This is a genomic window from Colwellia sp. 6_MG-2023, assembly GCF_030547765.1.
Taxonomy (GTDB): domain Bacteria; phylum Pseudomonadota; class Gammaproteobacteria; order Enterobacterales; family Alteromonadaceae; genus Colwellia.
Genome location: NZ_JAUOPP010000001.1, coordinates 324,267 through 347,229, shown reverse-complemented (window position 1 = coordinate 347,229; position 22,963 = coordinate 324,267). Strand labels below are relative to the sequence as shown.

General features: G+C 37.5%; 16 protein-coding genes and 1 riboswitch. Of the genes, 10 read left to right on the top strand and 6 right to left on the bottom strand.

The window, feature by feature from the left end:
• Positions 1-31: 31 nt before the first annotated feature.
• From Q4503_RS01465 to ilvC, 3 genes are all read right to left on the bottom strand, one after another.
• On the bottom strand, positions 32-793 hold the full coding sequence (locus Q4503_RS01465; protein ID WP_303601204.1) for a sulfite exporter TauE/SafE family protein: 762 nt from the start codon (positions 791-793) through the stop codon (positions 32-34).
• A 12-nt stretch (positions 794-805) separates the two neighbouring features.
• On the bottom strand, positions 806-1,123 hold the full coding sequence (locus Q4503_RS01460) for a pyrimidine/purine nucleoside phosphorylase (protein WP_159817105.1): 318 nt from the start codon (positions 1,121-1,123) through the stop codon (positions 806-808).
• Between the two features lie 174 nt (positions 1,124-1,297).
• The gene (gene ilvC, locus Q4503_RS01455) at positions 1,298-2,779 is read right to left on the bottom strand and encodes a ketol-acid reductoisomerase (protein WP_215971864.1); all 1,482 of its coding nucleotides are present in this window, start codon (positions 2,777-2,779) and stop codon (positions 1,298-1,300) included.
• A gap of 188 nt (positions 2,780-2,967) precedes the next feature.
• On the opposite strand from ilvC, the gene ilvY reads away from it, so the two are divergent.
• Positions 2,968-3,861: an HTH-type transcriptional activator IlvY gene (gene ilvY / locus Q4503_RS01450; protein WP_215971863.1), complete on the top strand. Its 894-nt coding sequence runs from the start codon at positions 2,968-2,970 to the stop codon at positions 3,859-3,861.
• Positions 3,862-3,948: 87 nt separating this feature from the next.
• Here the strand turns inward: ilvY and Q4503_RS01445 are convergent, their stop codons facing one another.
• The gene (locus Q4503_RS01445) at positions 3,949-5,472 is read right to left on the bottom strand and encodes a YifB family Mg chelatase-like AAA ATPase (RefSeq protein WP_215971862.1); all 1,524 of its coding nucleotides are present in this window, start codon (positions 5,470-5,472) and stop codon (positions 3,949-3,951) included.
• Positions 5,473-5,962: 490 nt separating this feature from the next.
• On the opposite strand from Q4503_RS01445, the gene ilvG reads away from it, so the two are divergent.
• From ilvG to ilvA, 5 genes are all read left to right on the top strand, one after another.
• Positions 5,963-7,627, top strand: a complete 1,665-nt coding sequence (gene ilvG / locus Q4503_RS01440; RefSeq protein ID WP_303601203.1) for an acetolactate synthase 2 catalytic subunit — start codon at positions 5,963-5,965, stop codon at positions 7,625-7,627.
• Between the two features lies 1 nt (position 7,628).
• The gene (gene ilvM, locus Q4503_RS01435) at positions 7,629-7,886 is read left to right on the top strand and encodes an acetolactate synthase 2 small subunit (protein WP_215971860.1); all 258 of its coding nucleotides are present in this window, start codon (positions 7,629-7,631) and stop codon (positions 7,884-7,886) included.
• A 113-nt stretch (positions 7,887-7,999) separates the two neighbouring features.
• Entirely contained in the window at positions 8,000-8,926 is a 927-nt protein-coding gene (locus Q4503_RS01430; protein WP_215971859.1) for a branched-chain amino acid transaminase, read from the top strand.
• Between the two features lie 252 nt (positions 8,927-9,178).
• Complete coding sequence (ilvD, locus tag Q4503_RS01425) at positions 9,179-11,041, top strand: dihydroxy-acid dehydratase (RefSeq protein ID WP_215971858.1); 1,863 nt, start codon at positions 9,179-9,181, stop codon at positions 11,039-11,041.
• An 88-nt stretch (positions 11,042-11,129) separates the two neighbouring features.
• Positions 11,130-12,683, top strand: coding sequence for a threonine ammonia-lyase, biosynthetic (gene ilvA / locus Q4503_RS01420; RefSeq protein WP_303601202.1), 1,554 nt, complete (start codon positions 11,130-11,132; stop codon positions 12,681-12,683).
• 71 nt (positions 12,684-12,754) lie between these two features.
• On the opposite strand, the gene Q4503_RS01415 is transcribed toward ilvA, so the two are convergent.
• The gene (locus Q4503_RS01415) at positions 12,755-13,381 is read right to left on the bottom strand and encodes a hypothetical protein (protein WP_303601201.1); all 627 of its coding nucleotides are present in this window, start codon (positions 13,379-13,381) and stop codon (positions 12,755-12,757) included.
• A 357-nt stretch (positions 13,382-13,738) separates the two neighbouring features.
• Between Q4503_RS01415 and Q4503_RS01410 the strand changes: the two genes are divergently transcribed.
• A complete protein-coding gene (locus Q4503_RS01410; RefSeq protein ID WP_215971855.1) occupies positions 13,739-15,031 on the top strand; it encodes a HAMP domain-containing sensor histidine kinase in 1,293 nt (430 codons plus the stop codon).
• A gap of 92 nt (positions 15,032-15,123) precedes the next feature.
• Here Q4503_RS01410 and Q4503_RS01405 read toward each other — a convergent pair whose 3' ends face one another.
• Positions 15,124-16,683 (bottom strand): VCBS repeat-containing protein, encoded by a 1,560-nt coding sequence (locus Q4503_RS01405; protein ID WP_303601200.1) that lies wholly within the window; start codon positions 16,681-16,683, stop codon positions 15,124-15,126.
• Positions 16,684-16,897: 214 nt separating this feature from the next.
• Here Q4503_RS01405 and Q4503_RS01400 point away from each other — a divergent pair, with 214 nt between their 5' ends.
• From Q4503_RS01400 to thiO, 3 genes are all read left to right on the top strand, one after another.
• Positions 16,898-19,309 carry a fatty acid cis/trans isomerase gene (locus Q4503_RS01400; protein WP_303601199.1) on the top strand — a complete coding sequence of 804 codons (2,412 nt, stop codon included), beginning with the start codon at positions 16,898-16,900 and terminating at the stop codon, positions 19,307-19,309.
• A 270-nt stretch (positions 19,310-19,579) separates the two neighbouring features.
• Positions 19,580-19,677, top strand: a riboswitch (TPP riboswitch).
• Positions 19,678-19,761: 84 nt separating this feature from the next.
• Complete coding sequence (thiC, locus tag Q4503_RS01395; protein WP_303601198.1) at positions 19,762-21,786, top strand: phosphomethylpyrimidine synthase ThiC; 2,025 nt, start codon at positions 19,762-19,764, stop codon at positions 21,784-21,786.
• The gene (gene thiO, locus Q4503_RS01390) at positions 21,786-22,955 is read left to right on the top strand and encodes a glycine oxidase ThiO (protein WP_303601197.1); all 1,170 of its coding nucleotides are present in this window, start codon (positions 21,786-21,788) and stop codon (positions 22,953-22,955) included. Before thiC ends, thiO begins: the two co-directional genes overlap by 1 nt.
• Positions 22,956-22,963 lie beyond the last annotated feature (8 nt).

Here is a 22,963-nt window from a genome sequence, read left to right as displayed (position 1 = left end):
AATTTATGAGAAAAATATCATTGCAGAAAGACTACTGCATGAATGCAGCGACACTAGCAAAAACAGTCATCACTAAAACCATAATTTTTAATGTTTTCGCTTTCACTTCAATAGCAAACTTAACACCGATTTGCGCACCAATAATACTGCCTACACCTAATAATATTCCAGGAAGCCAAGCAATTTGATCTCTAACAATAAAAACAAGTAAGGCAATACTGGTAAAAATAACGGTAGCAACTACTTTCATTGCATTAGCACGTAATAAATCATAATTTAAAACGCCAACAAACGCGGCAATTAAAACAAAACCAACACCGGCCTGAATAAATCCACCATAAAAACCTGCGGCGAAAGTAGTTAGCAGGGCAAGCTTGCTGTCATAACAACTCTTTCTTTTATCGTTATCTTTAGGACTGGTATCACTTTTAAAAATTACCCATATTGAAACAACAATCATAGTGCCGAGCAATAAAGGCTTAAGTAATTCTACATTAAGGTAAGAAGCGGTAATTGCGCCAACTAAGCCGCCAGCAAATAAGGGAAAGAAAGTATCTTTAATAGAAGCAGTATCAAGTTTATCATGTTTATAGAAACCACGAGAAGCGGTTATTGACTGCATTAAAACTGCAACCCTATTCGTTGCATTAGCAACATCTGCTGGTAGGCCATACATCATTAGTGCTGGCAAAGATAAATTTGATCCTCCGCCAGCTAGCGTATTAATGACACCAGCCATTAACCCTATAACAATAAGAATGATGGCTTGATAAATATCGATACTACTTAACATAATGACTCAGACTTACTCGCTGATATAAGTACAACAGTAATCAATGATCGTTTTTGCTTTTATGTCGAAATAGCTATTCGCATCAACGTTAAATGATTCACCACCTTTGATTGTTTGCCACTGTGTAGCGCCTTCAAGTAAAATTTCACAATCACCTGCAGTAATTTCCATTAACTCGGCTTCTTTAGTATCAAAACGGTAATCTCCCGCTTGCATAACACCTAATGTTTTGAAGCTATCATCTTTAAAAGTGATAGTGCGGCTTACAACTTTGCCGTCGAAATATACGTTTGCTGCTCTGTTAATACTTACTTCTTTAAAATCAGACATGATGTCTTCCTTATTAAATTTGTTAATTGTTAATTGTTAAATACAGTGAAAAGGCTATAAATAAAAAACGGCACTAACTTGTTGAAAATTATATGCCGTTTCTAGTCTGCTCAAGTTAACCAAATATAGATTAACCTAGCACTGTTGAACTAATTAAGCTGAGTGAATCAGTGATTAGTTCGCTTCAACTATTTTTTTCATATCAGTCATGTAGCCACGAAGCTCTTTACCAATTACTTCAACGCCATGGCTGCGAATAGCTTCATTTACTTCAATTAAACGTACGTTATCAACGCCATTTGAGCTATCAGTAATACCACCACCCAACTCTTCTAGTGTTAATTTGCTAGTAAAGTCAGCCAATAGAGGTACTGCTGCATGTGTAAATAAGTAGTTACCGTACTCGGCAGTATCAGAAATTACTACGTTCATTTCATATAATTTGTTACGTGCAATACAGTTAGCAATTAATGGTGTTTCATGTAATGACTCATAATACGCAGATTCATCAATGATACCAGCAGCAACCATTGCTTCAAATGCTAGCTCTACACCAGCTTTAATCATTGCTACAACAAAGATACCTTTATCGTAATATTCTTGTTCCGTAATTTCTGTATCGCAATCAGGTGCTAATTCAAAAGACGTTTCAGCAGTTTCTGCACGCCATTTCAATAAGTTAGCATCATCATTTGCCCAATCAGCCATCATAGTTTCTGAGAAACGGCCTTCAATGATGTCATCCATATGCTTTTCAAATAATGGACGTAAGATAACTTTTAACTCTTCAGACATATCAAACGCTTTAATTTTAGCTGGGTTTGATAAACGATCCATCATATTAGTGATGCCGCCGTGTTTCAGGCCTTCAGTGGTAGTTTCTAAACCATATTGTAGTAGTTTACGTGCATATCCTGCATCAACACCTTGCTCTAATAATTGTTTGTGACCTAATACTGCTGCTGTTTGTAACATACCACATAGAATAGTTTGCTCACCCATTAAATCAGACTTAACTTCAGCAATAAATGAAGACTCTAGAACACCCGCTCTATCACCACCAGTAGCACTTGCATAAGCTTTAGCAATAGCTAAACCGTTACCTTGCGGATCATTTTCTGGGTGAACAGCAATCAATGTTGGTACACCAAAACCACGTTTGTATTCTTCACGTACTTCAGTACCTGGACATTTAGGTGCAACCATTACTACGGTGATATCAGGACGAATTTGCATTCCTTCTTCAACAATATTGAAACCATGTGAATAAGCTAACGTTGAACCCTGTTTCATATGTGGCATTACTGCAGTTACTGCTGCTGTATGTTGCTTATCAGGCGTTAGGTTTAATACTAAATCAGCTTGAGGAATTAATTCTTCATAAGTCCCTACTGTAAAACCATTTTCAGTAGCCCACTGCCAAGATTGACGTTTTGTTGCAATCGCTTCATCACGTAATGCATAAGAAATATTTAAGCCAGAATCACGCATGTTCAAACCTTGGTTTAAACCTTGTGCGCCACAACCAACGATAACAATGTTCCAATCTTTAATAAAGTTACAACCATCGCTGAACTCTTCACGCTTCATAAAACGACACTTGCCTAATTGGCCAAGTTTTTCACGTAGGCTTAAGGTGTTAAAATAATTGCTCATGATATTTCCTATTCGTATTGCTAAATAATGGTCGGCTATCGTCAGATTGCTAAGCGATAGTATTAAGTTGAATAGAGCATAACGCAAAAACAGCATTGCATAAAATGATATATCTGCATCCATACGTTTCATATTATGCAATAATAGACATTATAGACGCCAACATTATTATTTCTTAAAGGAAAACGATGGAACAAAAAACATTATCTATGTTTGTACATTTGAGCCAAACATTACATTTTGGGAAAACTGCACTAGCATTTCATGTCAGTCCTTCAACGTTAAGTAGGGTAATTCAACGCTTAGAGCAAGAAGTTAACAGTGATTTGCTTCATAGAGATAATCGTAGTGTTGAGCTAACTGATGCAGGAAAGAAATTTAAACTTTATGCTGAGCAACAATTAGAGCAATGGCAATTTTTCAAAAATTCTTTAGATGAAAAAAAGGAACTATTAACCGGAAAATTACATATTTACTGCTCGGTTACCGCCGCGTACAGCCATTTACCTCCTTTACTTGAGCGCTTTAGAAGTCAACATCCGTTAGTTGAAATTATGCTAACTACAGGTGATGCTGCCGACGGTTTAGAGTTTGTGCAAAATAAATCGGTCGACTTTGCAATTGCTGCATACCCTGAGCATATACCGAGAAGTGTTTATTTTCATCATCTTGCCACCATTCCGTTAGCTGTTATTGCACCAACCATGCAATGTAGAGTGTTACAGTTATTACAAATAGACCGACAAAAAAACAAAACAATACCTTGGTCAGAAGTGCCCATTATACTGCCAGAACATGGTACAGCTCGTAAACGTTTTGAATATTGGTATAGAAAAAAACAACAAGGTAAAGCCAATATTTACGCAACAGTTTCTGGACATGAGGCTTTGGTGAGTATGGTTGCTTTAGGCTGTGGCGTTGGCATAGTGCCCCAAGTGGTCGTTGAAAATAGTCCTGTAAAAGATCGCGTTCAATACTTAGCTGATGTCGGCGAGATAGAACCATTTGACTTAGGGGTATGTTGTTTAAATCAATCTAAATCACAGCCATTAATTAAGGCTTTCTTTGCTTCGATCAGCTAAATGCCTTATCAAACTCTAAGTACACAACTCATGAAATTCCGTATTAAATCACAAACAGAATGACAAAAAATATTGCTATCCTGTTCATCATACCGATACCGAACTAGTTAAATGACGCAATAGGCGATCCATTGCCCGGTATGACAATGCTTCTGTAATATGTGCATGAGTAATATCATTCTCATCGGCCATATCTGCCAAGGTTCGAGCTATTTTTAAAATCTTATGATGAGCCCTAGTAGAAAGTCCCAACTTTTCTACCGCTAGTTCGAGAAACTCATTATTTTCAGCGGATAAGTGACAATAACTTTTTAACTCACTGGTGCCTAAATGCGCGTTGGCCTTGTTTTGCCGTGCTAATTGTTTCATTCTACAAGCCTGCACACGCGCCTGAACAATCTCATTGGTTTCATTCATATCAGTATCTCCAGCCCAAGTGCCTCTAGGTAAACGCGCAACTTCTATCTGAATATCAATTCGATCTAAAAAAGGACCAGACAAGCGATTCAAATAACGTAATACTTGTTCGGGAGTACTACGATTATCATTGTAAAAGCCAGTTGGGCTAGGGTTCATGGCCGCAATAAGCTGGAATCTGGCAGGAAAACTTTGTTTGTGCATCGCTCTGGAGATAGTCACTTCTCCGGATTCCATCGGTTCACGCAGTACATCAAGTACTTTGCGTTCAAATTCAGGAAGTTCATCAAGAAATAAAACGCCATTGTGTGCTAACGAGATCTCCCCTGGTTGAGGTTGTCCTCCACCACCCACTAGAGCAGCTGATGATGCAGTATGGTGAGGCGCACGAAAAGGCCGTGTTAACCAAGACTTGGCGTTTATCTTTTGGTTTGTTATCGATTGAATAGCAGCAACTTCTAGCGCTTCTTGCTCAGTCATCTTAGGTAAAATTCCGGCTAACCGACTTGCTAACATGGTTTTGCCTGTGCCAGGCGGGCCAATAAAAAGTAAATTGTGATTACCACTTGCGGCTAGCTCTAAAGCACGTTTAGCAAGTGGCTGTCCAATAACATCACTAATATCGAGTTCATTAATATCAGTAAACTGCTCAAGTGCCTTTTCCTCCACAAAAGGTAAAATCATTTGTCTCGAAAAATGCGCGTAAAGCTGGCTTAAATGTTCCACAGCATGAATTTTAGCCTCTTTAACCCAACTCGCCTGCTCACTATTTTCGCGTGGAACAATTAACGTTCGCTTACTTTCACTACAAGCCATAGCCATAGGTATTTCGCCGATAATGGCTCTCAACTCACCTGACAAAGCCAATTCACCGGCAAATTCATATTGTGCTAAATCAACTTGAGGAATCTGTTCAGAAGCCGCTAAAATTCCAACAGCAATAGGTAGATCAAAACGACCACCTTCCTTTGGTAAATCTGCTGGGGCAAGATTAATGGTTATTCTTTTTGCGGGAAACTCGTAACCACAATTAATAATAGCGCTACGAACACGGTCTTTTGATTCTTTAACTGAAGCTTCAGGTAAGCCAACAATATGAAAAGCAGGCAAACCATTAGCAAGATGAACTTCAACAGTAACAAGCGGTGATTCTAAACCAACACGCGCTCGACTATAAACACAGGCAAGAGACATATTAATTCCATTTATTCATTCTTCTTGTTCAGTGTAGGAAAATATTCTTTGTTATTCTAATTTTAATCACAAAATTTTTACTTCATATTTTTTACTCGACTATTACCTCAGTTTTTTCATATAACTTTTACTTCTTTCGATAGAGCTAAAAACTGAGAAAAAAAGCTTGCTCCAAACATTAGTGCTATGGTACTAATTTAAATAGAAGATAAAAAAGACGTGAATAAAAATTCACTATAAGAATATAAATTATCACTTCTTAGCTAAATGAGCTTTATATTTAACCTAAAAAAAAGTAAACTAGACAACAATGCAACACTTTAACTTATTAATTATTATAAACGTGCTCGTCGTGGTGATTGAATCATCTCGGGGGTTTTCGTTGAGCTAAAGAAAAGCAATACAGAAACATAAGCCCTCGCTTCGAAAGAACCGAGGGTTTTGTGTTTTTAGGGAAAAATTTAAAACACTAAACAACTTTGGAATTATCATGACTGACAGCAAACCGTTAACTGGCGGCGGATTACTATTTAATGTACTTGAACAGCATGGCGTTAATCATGTTTTTGGGTATCCGGGCGGCGCTATTATGCCTATTTATGATGCATTGTATGATAGCAATGTTCAGCATTTTCTTTGTAGACATGAGCAAGGCGCTGCATTTTCAGCTGTCGGTTATGCCCGAGCTTCAGGTAAAATTGGTGTTTGTATGGCAACCTCTGGACCAGGTGCCACAAACCTAATTACTGGTCTTGCTGATGCGCTTGCTGACTCAATTCCCCTAATTGCAATTACAGGCCAAGTGCCTACCGCCGCAATGGGTAGTGATGCTTTCCAAGAAACAGATATTTTCGGTTTATCACTCGCTTGTACTAAACACTCTTTCCAAGTTAATCATGTAGATGAATTAGAGAAAGTTTTACACCAAGCCTTTGAAATTGCTTTAGAAGGTAGACAAGGGCCTGTACTTGTAGATATTCCTAAAGATGTACAAATGGCGGCAGTAGAGCAAAACTTTAAATCAGCAGCACCACTTAAAAATAAAGTGAAGTTACCACTTGCTGATATCAGCAAAGCTCTTGATTTACTTACCAATGCTAAACAACCTATTCTATATGTGGGTGGTGGTGTAGGTATGGCAAATGCTATTGAAGAAGTGAGAGCATTTGCGCGTGAAACTGGCATCCCTTCGGTTTCAACGTTAAAAGGGCTAGGCGCCTTAGATGCAACAGATGAAAACTATTTAGGTATGCTAGGTATGCACGGTACACGAGCAGCTAATTTAGCTGTTCATGACTGTGATTTACTTATCGCTGTTGGTGCACGTTTTGATGATAGGGTAACTGGTAAACTTGACCAATTTGCACCTGACGCGAAAGTGATTCATTTTGATATAGACACTGCTGAAATTAATAAACGTAGAGAAGCTGACGCCCCTATTTTAGGTGACTTAAAGGAAAATTTACCTTTATTAACTATGTCGCTAAACATTACAGAATGGCAAGCAAACATTCAAAAAATGAAAGCTGATTGTGCTTGGCGCTACGATCACCCTGGTGACAGTATTTTTGCCCCAGCAGTATTAAAAGAAGTTAGTGATTTAATGCCTAAAAACACCTGTGTTACTACCGATGTTGGTCAACATCAAATGTGGGCAGCTCAGCATATGGTTTTTGATGAGCCAAGTAACTTTTTAACCAGTGGTAGTATGGGTACCATGGGCTTTGGTTTACCAGCCGCGATTGGTGCACAGATAAGTCGCCCGCACGATACAGTTATCACAGTATCTGGTGATGGTTCTATCATGATGAACATACAAGAACTAGCAACAATTAAACGTTATCAAATTCCAGTAAAAGTTTTGTTAATAGATAATGCAAAGCTAGGCATGGTTCGTCAATGGCAAGATTTATTCTTTGAAGGGCGACTAAGTGAAACGGATTTAGCTGACAACCCTGATTTTTGTATGCTAGCTCGCTCTTTCGATATAAAAGCCAAGCAAATTACGCAAAAAAGTGAAGTGACTGATGCAATCAATGAAATGCTAGATCACGATGGTCCTTATTTTTTACAAGTAAAAATTGACGCCAAAGATAATGTATGGCCTTTAGTACCGCCAAACAGTGCTAACAACGAAATGATGGAGAGCGCTTAACATGAACAATTATACACTAATCATCATGACCGACGATAAACAGGTTGTACTTGAGCGGATTTTACAAGTGACTCGTTATCGTGGCTTTTTAATTGATGGTATTACCGCCAGCGTTAATAACACGAATAATATTGCCACCATTGAGTTATTAGTGAGTAGTGATCGCCCTATTACACTATTAATTGATCAAATTAATAAACTGGTCGACATCAAGAGTGTCAAGGTAGACAATAACGCGACACAGCTATCTAACGCTTAACGTTATAGTGTTTAGCCTATTATTAGCTAAGCACTAACTTACAAAAAGTTTAATTATTATTTAGGTTACTTTATTCAATGTAAATAAGGTGACAGAAAACATAGGAACATATAATGGCAAAAGTAAATGCAGATCTAATTTGGTTCAATGGTGAACTCATGCCGTGGCAAAATGCTACCGTTCATGTAATGAGTCACGCTTTACACTATGGTTCATCAGTATTTGAAGGTATTCGTGCTTATGATACTCACCAAGGTACGTGTATTTTCCGTTTGAAAGAGCATATTGAGCGCTTATTTGATTCCGCTAAAATTTATCGTATGAACATACCTTATACTCAAGAAGAAGTAATGCAAGCCTGTAAGGATGCCGTAAAAGATAACAATCTAACAGCAGCTTATTTACGTCCTTTAGCCTTTTTAGGTGATGTTGGCATGGGATTACGTCCGCCTGCTGATGCGATAGCTGATTTAATGATAGCGGCATTTAGTTGGGAAGCCTACTTAGGTGCTGAAGCGATCGAAAATGGTGTTGATGTAGGTGTTTCAACTTGGAACAGGTTAGCCCCTAATACTATGCCTACTGCGGCTAAAGCTGGTGGTAACTACCTTTCTTCGCAATTAATATCAATGGAAGCTGGTCGTCATGGTTACACTGAAGGGATTGCTCTGGATGTAAATAACCAAGTTAGTGAAGGCGCGGGTCAAAACTTATTTTTAGTACGTAATGGTATTATTTTTACCCCACCAGGCACTGCTTCAATTTTGCAAGGTTTAACACGTGATACTGTATTTGTACTTGCTAAACAATTAGGTTACGAAGTGCGTGAAGAAACCATTGCTCGTGAAGGCTTATACCTTGCCGATGAATTCTTTATGACTGGTACTGCAACTGAAATAGTACCCGTTAAATCAGTTGATGGCATTGCTGTTGGCACAGGTTCTCGTGGTCCTATTACTAAAGCTATTCAAGATGCTTTCTTTGGTATGTTTAATGGTACTACAACAATACCTGACGGTTGGTTAGACCCTGTAAAATAGCAAAATAACAACGCTATTCATTGATATTTTCTATAGTAGCGGCATTGGAAAGACTCACTTATAGTAATAAACGCTGTGCTTCCTTTACTGCTACTGTATTTCAATGATGGCAAGCTAAATTGTCACATATGAAACATAAAAACTTATACATACACAAAAATTTAATTTTAAAAGCCTATTATCGGACATTATTCTTTTAATATGTTTTCAAAATAAGGTTTACTTCACTATTTTCAAACGGAACATAACATCATGCCTAAATTAAGATCTGCAACTTCAACTCAAGGCCGTAATATGGCTGGTGCTCGTGCGCTTTGGCGTGCAACAGGAATGACTGACGGTGATTTCGGCAAGCCGATTATTGCTGTTGTTAATTCATTTACGCAATTTGTACCAGGTCATGTACATTTAAAAGACATGGGGCAGCTAGTTGCTGGCGCTATTGAAGAGGCTGGTGGTGTTGCGAAAGAGTTTAATACTATCGCTGTTGATGACGGTATTGCCATGGGACATTCAGGTATGCTGTATAGCTTACCGTCACGTGATCTTATTGCCGATTCAGTTGAATATATGGTTAATGCGCATTGTGTTGATGCCATGGTATGTATTTCAAACTGTGACAAAATTACTCCAGGAATGATGATGGCAGCAATGCGCTTAAACATCCCAGTAATTTTTGTTTCTGGTGGTCCAATGGAAGCAGGTAAAACTAAACTTTCCGATCAAATTATTAAACTTGATTTAGTTGATGCCATGATTCAAGGTGCAGACCCCAAAGTAAGTGACGAACAAAGCGATAAAATCGAACGTTCTGCATGCCCTACTTGTGGTTCATGTTCTGGCATGTTTACCGCGAACTCCATGAACTGTTTAGCTGAAGCACTAGGTTTAGCCTTACCAGGTAACGGTTCAATGCTAGCGACTCATGCTGACCGTGAGCAATTATTTTTAAATGCGGGTAAGCAAATTGTTGAACTAACTAAACGTTATTATCACGATAACGATGAGTCTGCACTACCACATAATATTGCTAACAAAGATTCTTTTTCAAATGCTATGTGCTTAGATATTGCTATGGGTGGCTCAACCAATACTATTCTACATCTACTTGCAATAGCACAAGAAGCTGAAATTGATTACACCATGGAAGATATGGACAAGTTATCACGTCTTGTTCCACAACTATGTAAAGTTGCACCATCAACACCTGAATACCATATGGAAGATGTGCATCGCGCTGGTGGTGTAATTGCAATTTTAGGTGAATTAGCACGTGCAGGTTTATTAAAAACAGATGTACCAAATATTTTAGGTACAAGCTTAGCGGATGTTATTGCTAAGTACGACATTAAAGTAACAGACGATGAAGACGTTAAAAAATTCTATCGTGCAGGCCCTGCTGGTATCCGTACAACCAAAGCCTTTAGTCAAGATTGTCGCTGGGATACTTTAGACGACAATAGAGTAAGTGGTTGTATTCGTAGTATTGATAATGCTTTTTCTACTGAAGGTGGCTTAGCGGTACTTTCAGGTAACATCGCTGTAGATGGTTGTGTAGTTAAAACAGCTGGCGTAAGTGACGACAACTTAGTATTTACTGGACCTGCTCATATTTTTGAAAGCCAAGATGATGCGGTAGCCGGTATTCTTGATGGCAAAGTTGTTGCCGGAGAAGTTGTTGTTATTCGCTATGAGGGTCCTAAAGGTGGCCCAGGCATGCAAGAAATGCTTTACCCAACCACTTATTTGAAGTCGATGGGCTTAGGCAAGGAATGTGCTTTACTTACTGATGGTCGCTTTTCTGGTGGAACTTCAGGTTTATCAATTGGCCATGTATCTCCGGAAGCTGCTGATGGTGGTGCAATTGCATTAGTAGAGCAGGGGGACATTATCCATATCGATATCCCTACACGTGAAATCACCTTACAAGTACCTGAAGCAGAGCTTAATGCTCGTCGTGCAGCGATGGAAGCAAAAGGCAGAGACGCTTGGAAACCTGTAGATCGTATTCGTCCTATCAGCTACGCATTAAAAAATTATGCCATGTTAGCAACTAGCGCTGATAAAGGTGCGGTACGAAATCGTGCACTTTTAGATGGTTTAGATAATAAATAACGATTAATTTTTAAGTACTAAAGTAAAAAGCGCCTGATATTAATGATGGCGTTTTTTTACTTAACTCAGCAAGTGAAGTATAGATCCAATGACCGAAAAACAAAGCCAAGCGCTATTATCAGAGCACGCAGAACAACTAGATTATTTAAGACGTATCTTACTTGCCCCAATTTATGATGTTGCGGTAGAAACTGAGTTAACACCGTTAACAAAGTTATCTGCACGTTTAAATAATCAAATATATTTAAAACGTGAAGACCAACAGCCTGTACATTCTTTCAAACTACGCGGCGCTTATAATAAGCTGTCTGGTTTAAGCGAAGAACAATGTATTCATGGCGTTATTGCCGCATCAGCAGGAAATCATGCTCAGGGCTTAGCCCTAGCAGCAAATAAATTAGGTATCAAAGCAACAATTGTTATGCCTAAAACAACACCTGATATTAAAGTTGATAATGTTAGACGTTTTGGTGGTGAAGTTCGTTTAGTCGGTAACAGCTTCAATGAAGCGCAATTAGCTTCTGTCGAATATGCTCAAGCTGAAAAGAAAACCGTTATTCATCCTTTTGATGATGTTGATGTGATTGCTGGCCAAGGTACTGTTGCTAAAGAGCTGTTGCAACAATTACCTCATGCCGACGTAGTTTTTATACCTGTTGGTGGTGGTGGCCTACTTGCTGGTATGTCAGTGTATTTAAAACAACTGAGCCCAAATACTAAAATTATTGGTGTTGAAGCCGAGGATTCAGCCTGTTTGAAAGCTGCACTTAGCGCAGGTACTCCTGTTGATCTAGAGCAGGTAGGTTTATTTGCGGATGGCGTTGCAGTTAAGCGTATTGGTGAGCATACTTTTAATTTAATTAAACGCTACTGTGATGATGTAATTACGGTCAATACTGATGAGATTTGTGCTTCAATAAAAGACATTTTCGAACAAACACGAGTAATTGCAGAGCCCGCTGGTGCACTTTCTTTAGCTGGTTTACAGAAGTACTGTGCAACAAGTAAAGGTGAAGAATCTCTAGCTGCCATTTTATCTGGTGCTAATATGAATTTTCATACGTTACGTTATGTTTCAGAGCGCTGTGAGTTAGGTGAGAATAAAGAAGCAGTGCTTGCTGTTACTATCCCAGAAGAAAAGGGTAGCTTTAAACGTTTTTGCCAAACATTAGGTAATAGAGCAATTACTGAATTTAATTATCGCTATAACGGCCAACAAGATGCTAATGTTTTCGTTGGTGTACGCTTAGGTGGTAATGACACAGAGCGCCAACAACTTCTTGGCGAGTTAGCACAGGCAAATTATCAAGTAAACGACTTTACCGATAATGAGCTAGCAAAATTACATGTTCGCTATATGATAGGCGGTAAAAGTAGTGCTGATAATGATAACGAGCGTATCTTTAGCTTTGAATTTCCAGAACACCCTGGCGCATTAGAAAAATTTCTAGATGCGATGGGTGAACATTGGAATATCACATTATTTCATTACCGCAATCACGGTGCTGCTTTTGGACAAGTGCTTGCAGGCTTTGAGCTTGATCCTAGTAAAGAAAATGACTTCTTTGAGCATTTGAATGCTTTGGGTTATCAATTTGAAGAAGCGACTGAAAATCTCGCTTATCAAGTATTTCTCAACTAGTTAACCCGCTGCTTAAGTTAGTTATATTGCCCTATTTACAAAAATAAATGATTGTGTAAAGTATCAAGTAGTTATTTTTTAGGGCTAACTAACGGCCCATAGTGTTCAATTGCTAACTTAAACCCTTGAGTCAAACCTGGTAATAAATTTTTATGCTTTTTATTAATATAATGAAAACCTTCTGAGTGGTAAACAACCGCTGTATTAAATAGGCTTTCATCTAAGCTACCAAGATTACCCAACTCCACTTCATCAATAAGTAATACATAATACAATCGACCTTTTGTTAACATAGAACCTAGATCTTCATCACTTTTAATGGCATAGCTCGACGCCGCAACCGTATCTATAAAATTAGACGATATAGACTTGCCTGACGTTACCCCTATAACATTATCAGCATCGTTAAATACTGATTTGTCACAGACAACACTCTTATTACAATAAAGCACTAACGCGCCTTTTGCTAAGACCACAGGAACACGTAGTAAATTCGCAAAAGTTTGTTCGATTTCTCTTTCCGCAATCATCATACCGTCTAGCTCGCCTTTGTTAACTAACTCTCTAGCTCTACCAGTCAGTATACGATCAAAAATAACCTGATAACCTAAATAGTTATAAGCAAATAAATGATATTTTTCATAACGATTACTGATGTTGTCAGACAACGGAATACTAATTCGTACCATTTTAGTCATGGTATTATCTTTGGCATTAAGCGGAAAACTTAAGCATAAAAATAAAAGTATAATCGCTGAATATATTGAATTATTTATAATTTGCATCATATAATTTACAAAAGAGTTATCGCTATAACTAGCCTAAAAAATTAATGTCATTTATATCATGCTATCAGCTTATTTTCCCGATAAAAATAATAAGCATTGACACTTTACTAACAGTAAAAAGCGCATCAGTTTCACTCGTTTTTCAACACCCCTTTCATTTGTATAACCATTTATCTTCATAAAGGTGATTGTCAATATTTCTCTATTCGCACAAAAAAAAATCTTGTGCCATAATAATAAAAAGAATAAAAATCACTAAGGTAGATGATGGAAAGTAGAATTCGTACTGTTATTGAAGCGGTATCCAATACTTATGGTGATGATTTTTTTAACTCAATTACGCTAGCCTTACATGAGGTAATAAATGCTGATCACACCTTTATTGCCGTACTTGACCCTAAAAAATCAACGTCAAGAACAATCGCTTTAGTCTCAAAAGGTGAAATAGCAAATAACTTTGAATATACTTTAAAAGATACTCCTTGTGCTGATGTAGCAGATAATTCCGTTTGCTATTATCGTGGTGGTGTTTGTGAGCTGTTTCCACAGGACAAACTCTTAAAAGAGATGAATATAGATGCTTATATAGGCTCTCCTTTATACGATTCAAAGCAGAGAACAATTGGTATTATTGTTTCTTTATATGAAAAATCACTCGAAAATGAGCAAGATGTCCTCACCCTATTCAAAGTATTTTCAGGACGAATTGCTGCCGAATTAGAACGGAAAAACTATGAAGATGAATTAGAAAATACCATTTTATCTCGTACATTAGAGCTATCCCAAACGGTTGATAAGCTGAAAAACGCGCAAAAGCAGTTAGTTGAATCCGATAAGATGGCGGCTTTAGGTGGCTTAGTTGCCGGCATATCCCACGAAGTGAATACTCCATTAGGTATTGCGATCACCACACATAGTATTATTGCTGAAAAACATAAAAAGTTATTAGAAAAAGTGGCTAAAAAGTCTCTCAGTATAAAAAACATGAATGATTACTGTGAGTCCGTTAGTCGCGCGTTAAACATGCAAGAAGATAATTTGTTTCGTGCAAAAAGACTCATTGAGAACTTTAAACAAACGGCAGTTGACCAACACCACTTAGAAATCGATACGATTAATATTAAAAATTATTACAAAAAGTTAATCACCACATTAAATTCAATATTAAGAACCAAAAATGTCACATTAACTATCACGGGAGATGATGACATTAATATAGCTACTTACCCGGGTATACATGCTCAAATATTAACTAACTTAATTACCAACAGCGTTCGTCATGGATTTAATAATAAAGAAAACAATCGTATTGTAATTGATATTAGTAAAAAACATGACACGGTTGAAATAAATTATCATGACAATGGTATTGGTTTATCTGAGGAAGTAAAAAAGCATATCTTCGATCCATTTTTTACCACAGCGCGACAAGATGGGGGGGTTGGCTTAGGAATGTCGATAATTTATAACCTGATTACTCAAACATTAAAAGGGGATATTTTAATTGATAATATTGATACAGGAGCAGGCTTTACTTATCACTTTACAACCAGTACATAAATCCAGTTATTGGCCTCTGCTGTAATAGAAAAGACAGCTAGGCCTACTCAGTAACTTAGTTTCAATGGGCTATATTACTTCCTATACGCATACTATTTAACCATTAATATAGTCACTTTGTTAGCTAAGCTTTCATCATCTAAGCGCCCATAACGCATAATAAAGTCTTCTTTACCGTCATGATTAATATCATAATGCTCAAACAATTTACCATTTTCAGGCAATACTGCTGTAAACTTTTTACTTTTACGAGCGAACAATTTTGCACTCTGGTTACCTAAAAATATAACTAAACGGTCTTGCCCAGAAGATAACACTAAATCTTGTAAACCATCACCGTTAACATCACTTAAGCGTACAATAGGTTCACCACTCTGCCCTGATGTTAAACTAAAGTTTAATTCAACTTCCTTGCTTATAAGGGCATCTTCTTCATAACTATTTTCATCATCCAAAGCAAACACTAAAACATTTTGATCTATGCCACCAGACAGTAAAGCACCAATAATATTGCCAACACTTAACTGGAATGAAGAAACTAACACTTCATATTTTTCGTCCTGATTCACATCTATTATTTTCAAGTCAGTTAAGGTCCCTTCTGCCTTAATAACCGTAGTGGGAATTGTAGAATAAGCTAACTGATGCTCTTGATTTATATAGCCTAAATAAAACTCATAATCATTGGTTCTATCTAACACTCCTGAACTTTGAGTAAAACGAACAACAACATCGGTTAAACCATCGCCATTAATATCCTTAATCTCTTCAACAGCCCGATGTATTAAATTACTTTGGTCGAGGTTTTCGCCATCCGCCTCTTTAATGTGCCACCAATTTACACCGTAAATAGTATCGGCTAAAGCAATTTTCGCTGCAGTTGAGGCAAAAGTTCCATTTTCATTTTGACTAAAATAATTGATATGTCCTTTAGAGACCCAGGCAATATCTTGACGATCATCAAGGTTGAAATCAGCAAAGAATAACGCTGTTGGTGTAAATTTTACGCCGCCTCTTTCTAATTCTATTTGGGTATTAATGGCCAGATGTTGATATGTAGCCTTAGTACCTTTGTCAGAAAAAAGCCATAAATTTGTTTTATCAAAATCAGGTAAGACAATATCCTCATAACCATCTTGATTAACATCTTGAATGAAATTCTTCTTAGAAATAAACGGTGATTTTGGCAAGAGGAAAATAGAGCTAACCTCTTGTTTAAAATCAAAATACAAACCAGAAATTAAAGTAAGGTCAGTTTTACTTTTGCTAGTAAACTTAAGCATCACTACCTTATTTTTCGCTAACAAGTAGAGCCCTTTCCTATCCTCACTTACATCAAAAGCAAAATACTCATCTGTAACTCTTATTTTATCTAATAAAATATATTCATCTGATTTCTCATTATAAGTATAAACGGCCAACCAAGTTTGATTCAGTTCATCAATACCAATAAGTACTAACTCATTGAAAGCAGTATTTTCTTCGACTAAATCTAAAGGAATAATAGGCAAGCTAACCTTGAATGGTGCTGTAATACTATATTGCTTAAAGTCTACTTTAGTATTGATTGACTTTGTTGCATTTGCAAATACAGTCGTTGTGTTAATAAGAAAAAAACAAAATATAAAACCTACTATAAATCGATTGTGCATAACTGCCCTTTTAAAAATTTGCCTTTATGTTAATGGCTTGGTCATCATAAATTTTTGCTAATTTTATAGCAATTTCACACGGTATTAATCCTAACTAAACTATACCTTTATTTTTATCATAACAACATCAACCTTTACAGATGACCTTACCCCGCTTAAAATTTAATAGCTAAATCATTAGCTTTTCTTAAACGGCAGCTTGCCGAGGATCTTTATGCGCCTATATCATTGGTTATTTGTACTCTCTGTTCTTTGCGGTTGCGCTACCATAAGTATGTTTGAATACGATAACCTCTATGGCGCTGCTAGTGTAGAAAACCGTTTACCTGTTCAGAAAATACCAGCCAAAGAAAACATACATTTTAACCAAGTAATCAAACCTATCATCGAAAATCGATGTGTTGTTTGTCATGGCTGTTTCGATGCGCCATGCCAATTAAAAATGGAAAATATTGTCGGCATAGAGCGTGGTGCCAACAAGGAACTTGTCTATAATGGTGAGCGCTTACTGGCAGTTAAAAAATCACACAGCATCAGTACGTTAACTACTCAGGATAAAGAACAATTGAGCTTTTTACGTCAAGAAGGCTTCTTTCCAGTATTAAATGAACGTAATCAAACCCCTATCGCTAATGCTAATGCCAGCTTAATGTATCAAATGTTACAGTTAAAACAAGAGCACCCTTTACCTAACACAAAATTATTAGATAATAGCTTTGATGTTTCCCTCAATAGACAACAACAATGCCCTACAATAGAAGAATTTGAACACTATAAAGAGAATTACCCTTTAGGTGGTATGCCTTATGGGCTGCCTGGTTTAAATAAAACACAGCATTTGCAGCTAACCAGTTGGATAAAAAATGGCGCACAAGCACCAACAGCCGAACCGGCCACAGAATACGAACAAGATATTATAGACAAATGGGAAAGCTGGTTAAATAGCACAAATAACAAGCAACAACTTGTTTCACGTTATTTATTTGAACATTTGTATCTTGCTAACTTGTATTTTAAAGAAAATAGTCAACGTTATTTCAAAATAGTCCGTTCAAGTACTCCACCTGGAGAGCCTGCAATAATTATTGATACCCGCCGACCTTTTGACTCCCCTTTTGCGAGTAATAAAAAAATGCTCGAAATAACAGGAGCAAGCGACAAGTCAGCACAACCGCAAGTGTATTATCGAATACTTAAGCAATACGACACTATCATCGCCAAACGTCATATGCCTTACCGTTTTGATTTAGCAAAGTTAAAATCACTTGATACACTATTTATTTCGCCTCAATATCAAGTAGCTAAACTACCTGATTACCAGTTAGAAAACGCAGCTAACCCTTTTATTACCTTCCGAGATATACCAACAAAATCACGTTATACCTTTTTGTTAGAGCAAGCGCAGTTCTCAATTATGAACTTTATTAAAGGTCCTGTTTGTCGAGGACAAGTCGCCCTAAATGTAATAGAAGATCACTTTTGGGTCTTATTCGCTGATCCTGACTATATCAACGATTTTAACTCTGATACCTTCCTTGATAACAAAAGTGACTTATTACAATTACCGGCGGCAACGAGTGATAAAACTTTCTCATTATTATATTGGCGCTCTTATGCTAATCGTGAAAAAGCTTATGTCAAAAGTAAACTGGATCATATGAAGGCGATTAACTTTAAACAAAATGATGTTGATCTTAATTTGATTTGGTCAGGAAATGGTAATCCGAACGCTACCTTAACTATCTTTAGGCATTTTGATAGTGCCTCGGTTTTACAAGGTTTTATTGGGCAAACACCAAAAACAGCCTGGTTTATTACTTACCCAATTTTAGAGCGTATTCACTATTTGTTAGTTGCGGGCTTTGATGTTTATGGCAATGTAAGTCATCAGTTGAAAACACGTTTATATATGGACTTCTTACGTATGGAAGCCGAAAGTAATTTTATTGCTTTCTTACCTAAAAAGGATCGCAGAAAAGTGCATGAACATTGGTATAGAAACACCTCGAAAGACATTCAAGATTACATATTTTCAGATGACTTTTATCAATTACCAGAAACGAACATTAACTATATAACCAAAAATTCAAAAAAAGAGTTATTGGATAAAGTCGCGAAATACACTAACAATAGTCAGGTTAATAACTATAACTTACCTCAGACCGACAACAGTAATACTAATGAATACAAGCTAAATCGCCTTAATAAAATGACTGGTTCAGCGGTATCAATTTTACCACAAGTTAGTTATTTAATGGTTAATGGAGCGCATGGTAACAGTGTTTACACATTAATCAATAATAGTGCTCATACCAACGTTGCTCACTTATTTTCTGAAGATGAACGACGCATACCTGCAGAAGATACTTTAACGGTACTTTCAGGTGTCGTTGGTACGTATCCAAACGCATTCTTTCAGGTCAGTGAGCAGCAGTTAAATACATTTATTGATGAACTAAAAAATATAAAAACTGAGCAAGATTATAGCCAACTTAAAGATAAATTTGCTATACGACGTACTGACCCTAACTTTTGGCAATACGCTGATAAATTACATATTTGGTATAAAAAAAATCAAGCTAATTCAGCGGGTTTATTAGACTTTAATCGCTTAGAAAATCGTTAAAAGTAAAAACCGCTAAATGTTAACTTTTTTATGCAGGCAAGGATACATACCGAACCAAATAACCAAATAACCAAATAACTACCTAAGTACTTGTTAAAAATTTAATTTATAAAAATAGTGTCGTAACAACCGACAAGAAAAATCATTTAGAGATAAATTTTTTCAAAGCAAGAACTAACACCTGTACCTTTACATTGCTTTTCAACTTTTACTTGCTTACTACATTCGCATCGCGTTAGAATCTTTCCGCGTTACTAGCATAGCTAATAACGCAACTTGTCGGAGTGCCAAAGGCTGAGATCGCGTAAGCGGGATCCGTAATACCTGAACAGGTTAGTATCTGCGTAGGGAACAAGAGAAAGTTAGCGCTATTAGCGCCTAGCTTCCTTCATTACACACCTTTATTGTTGTCATTCCGCTTCTTTTTTAATGTATTAAAATAGGTAGCGACCATGAACGATCAATCAGAAAACATACGTAAAAAAAATATATCCCCTAAAAATAAACCAAGCAGACGTGAAAAGCGTGAGGCGGCAGCTGCATTTTTGAAAAATGTTTCAGACCAGTCTTTCCCTAATTCTAAAAAAGTTTATGTTCAAGGTAAAATACACGACATTAAAGTTGCTATGCGTGAAATCACCTTAACCGATACTTTAGTAAGCGGTGACAAGGACAAGCCTGTTTACGAAAAAAATGAACCTCTGTGTGTTTACGATACCTCTGGGTTTTATACCGATGAAAATGTTAATATTGACGTACACAAGGGTATTCCTCGTTTACGTGAATCATGGATTGATGCTCGTAATGACACTGAGTTATTCTCCAAAACCCATTCAGAGTTTGCCCAGCAACGTCTAGATGATGAAGCTGTAGACGAAATTCGTTTTGAAAAATTACCTACCATGCGCATCGCTAAAAAAGGCAAAAATGTAACGCAAATGCATTACGCCCGCCAAGGTATTATCACGCCAGAAATGGAATATATCGCCATTCGTGAAAACTTAAAGCGCGAAGACGTAAAAGACAGCATTTTATTACAACAACACAAAGGGCAATCTTTTGGTGCCAGTATCCCTGAGAAAATAACCCCTGAATTTGTTCGCGACGAAGTTGCTCGCGGTCGCGCGATTATTCCAGTCAATATCAATCACCCTGAATGTGAACCTATGATTATTGGTCGTAACTTTTTAATCAAGGTTAATGCCAATATTGGTAATTCAGCAGTCACCTCTTCCATTGAAGAAGAAGTGGAAAAACTGGTTTGGTCCACTAAATGGGGGGCTGATACTGTAATGGATTTATCGACAGGTCGCAACATTCATGAAACTCGTGAATGGATTTTACGTAATTCACCAGTACCAATTGGCACTGTACCTATTTATCAAGCCTTAGAAAAAGTTAATGGTGTGGCTGAAGATTTAACCTGGGAAATTTTCCGCGATACCTTAATTGAACAAGCTGAACAAGGCGTCGATTATTTTACGATTCATGCTGGTGTTTTATTGCGTTATGTACCTATGACAGCGAAGCGAGTAACAGGTATAGTTTCTCGCGGTGGTTCAATCATGGCGAAATGGTGTTTAGCACATCACAAAGAAAACTTTTTATACACACACTTTGAAGACATTTGTGAAATTTTAAAACAGTATGATGTTTCATTTTCATTAGGTGATGGTTTACGCCCAGGTTCAGTTGCAGACGCTAACGATGAAGCACAATTTGCTGAATTACACACCTTAGGCGAGTTAACAAAAATAGCATGGCAGCATGATGTACAAACTATTATTGAAGGTCCAGGGCATGTGCCACTGCATATGATTAAAGCCAATATGGATGAGCAACTTAAGCATTGTGGTGAAGCCCCTTTCTATACGTTAGGACCATTAACGACAGATATTGCACCGGGTTATGACCACATTACATCAGGTATTGGTGCTGCCAATATTGGTTGGTACGGTTGCGCAATGCTTTGTTATGTAACGCCAAAAGAACATTTGGGTTTACCCAATAAAGAAGATGTAAAAGAAGGTTTAATCACCTATAAAATTGCTGCTCATGCAGGGGATTTAGCCAAAGGTCACCCAGGTGCTCAAATTCGCGATAATGCAATGAGCAAGGCGCGTTTTGAGTTTCGTTGGTACGATCAATTTAATATAGGGTTAGATCCTGAAACAGCCAAAGCTTACCACGATGAAACATTACCGCAAGAGTCGGGGAAAGTTGCTCACTTTTGTTCGATGTGTGGTCCCAAGTTTTGTTCAATGAAAATTTCTCAAGAAGTTCGTGATTATGCTGCCGATCTTGAATCTGGTCGTAAAATTGAAATTCAATTACTAGATGAAACTATTGTATTAGATTCATCCCAAACGAATAACGAAAAAATCAACCTTGAACAAGCTGAGGTAGAAAAAGGGATGGCGGAAAAATCCGCTGAATTTAAAGCAACGGGTAGTGAAATCTACCATAGTGCTAAGTAATGAAGATTGCGATTGTAGGTGCAGGGTTGATAGGCCGCTTGCTAGCCTTATCTTTACATCGCCAAGCTCAATTTAAGGTGTCTTTATTTGATAAAGACACTAAGCTCGCACATAACAGCGCCGCTTATGCGGCAGCAGGTTTATTAACGCCTTTAGGTGAATCACTCCATTGCGAAAAGAATATTGTCGCCATGGGGTTTGAATCCTTATCTTTGTGGCCCAGCCTACTTGCAAGCTTAGATGAGCATACCTTCTTTCAGCAAACTGGCACCATTATGGTGAGTCACGAACAAGACAAAGGAGATTACCTACGATTTACTCGCCATTTACAGCACCATTATCCAGATCAAAAGCAGCACTCATTAAATCGTACCCAACTAACTGAGTTAGAGCCCGAGCTTGGCCGTAGCTTTACCCAAGGCTTGTATCTACCCCAAGAAGGGCAAATTGGTAATCGTCGATTACTCGTTGCTTTACGTAAGCAACTTGAGCAAGAAGGTATAGATTGGCTCAGTGAAACATTAGTGACCGAAATAAAAACGGCTACCCACGAAAGCTCTATTTCTTATACAACCAAAGGTGCTGACCAACAAAGCCAAACCTTTGATCTAGTCCTTGATTGTCGGGGGACTGGCGCTAATATTAAAAACGCGAATTATCATTGTGCTCCCTTAACTGATTTACGCTCTGTGCGTGGTGAGTTATTTCAGTTATTCGCACCCGATGTCCATTTATCACGTCCTATTCGCTTAATGCATCCACGATATCAACTTTATATTGCGCCCAAAGAAAAAGGTTTTTATGTCGTTGGTGCCACTGAAATTGAAAGTGATGATAGCGGAAATATGACCGTACGCTCAGCAATGGAATTATTAAGCGCTGCTTATAGTGTTCACCCAGGGTTTGCTGAAGCTAACATTCGTCAACATATTAGCCAATCTCGCCCTGCTTTTAGCGATAACCAGCCCCAAATTATTGTGCAAGACAGGTTAATACAAATAAATGGGTTGTTCCGCCACGGCTTTTTAATTTCGCCTGTAGTTTTGCAACAAGTACTCGCGGTAGTAAGCAACAAAGTGTCGGGTAAAGTACAAACGTTACCTTATGAGCATTTATTAGCGGTGCAAACACTTACGCCGCAAAATACGCTACAACCGTACAACACATAAAAGGCAAT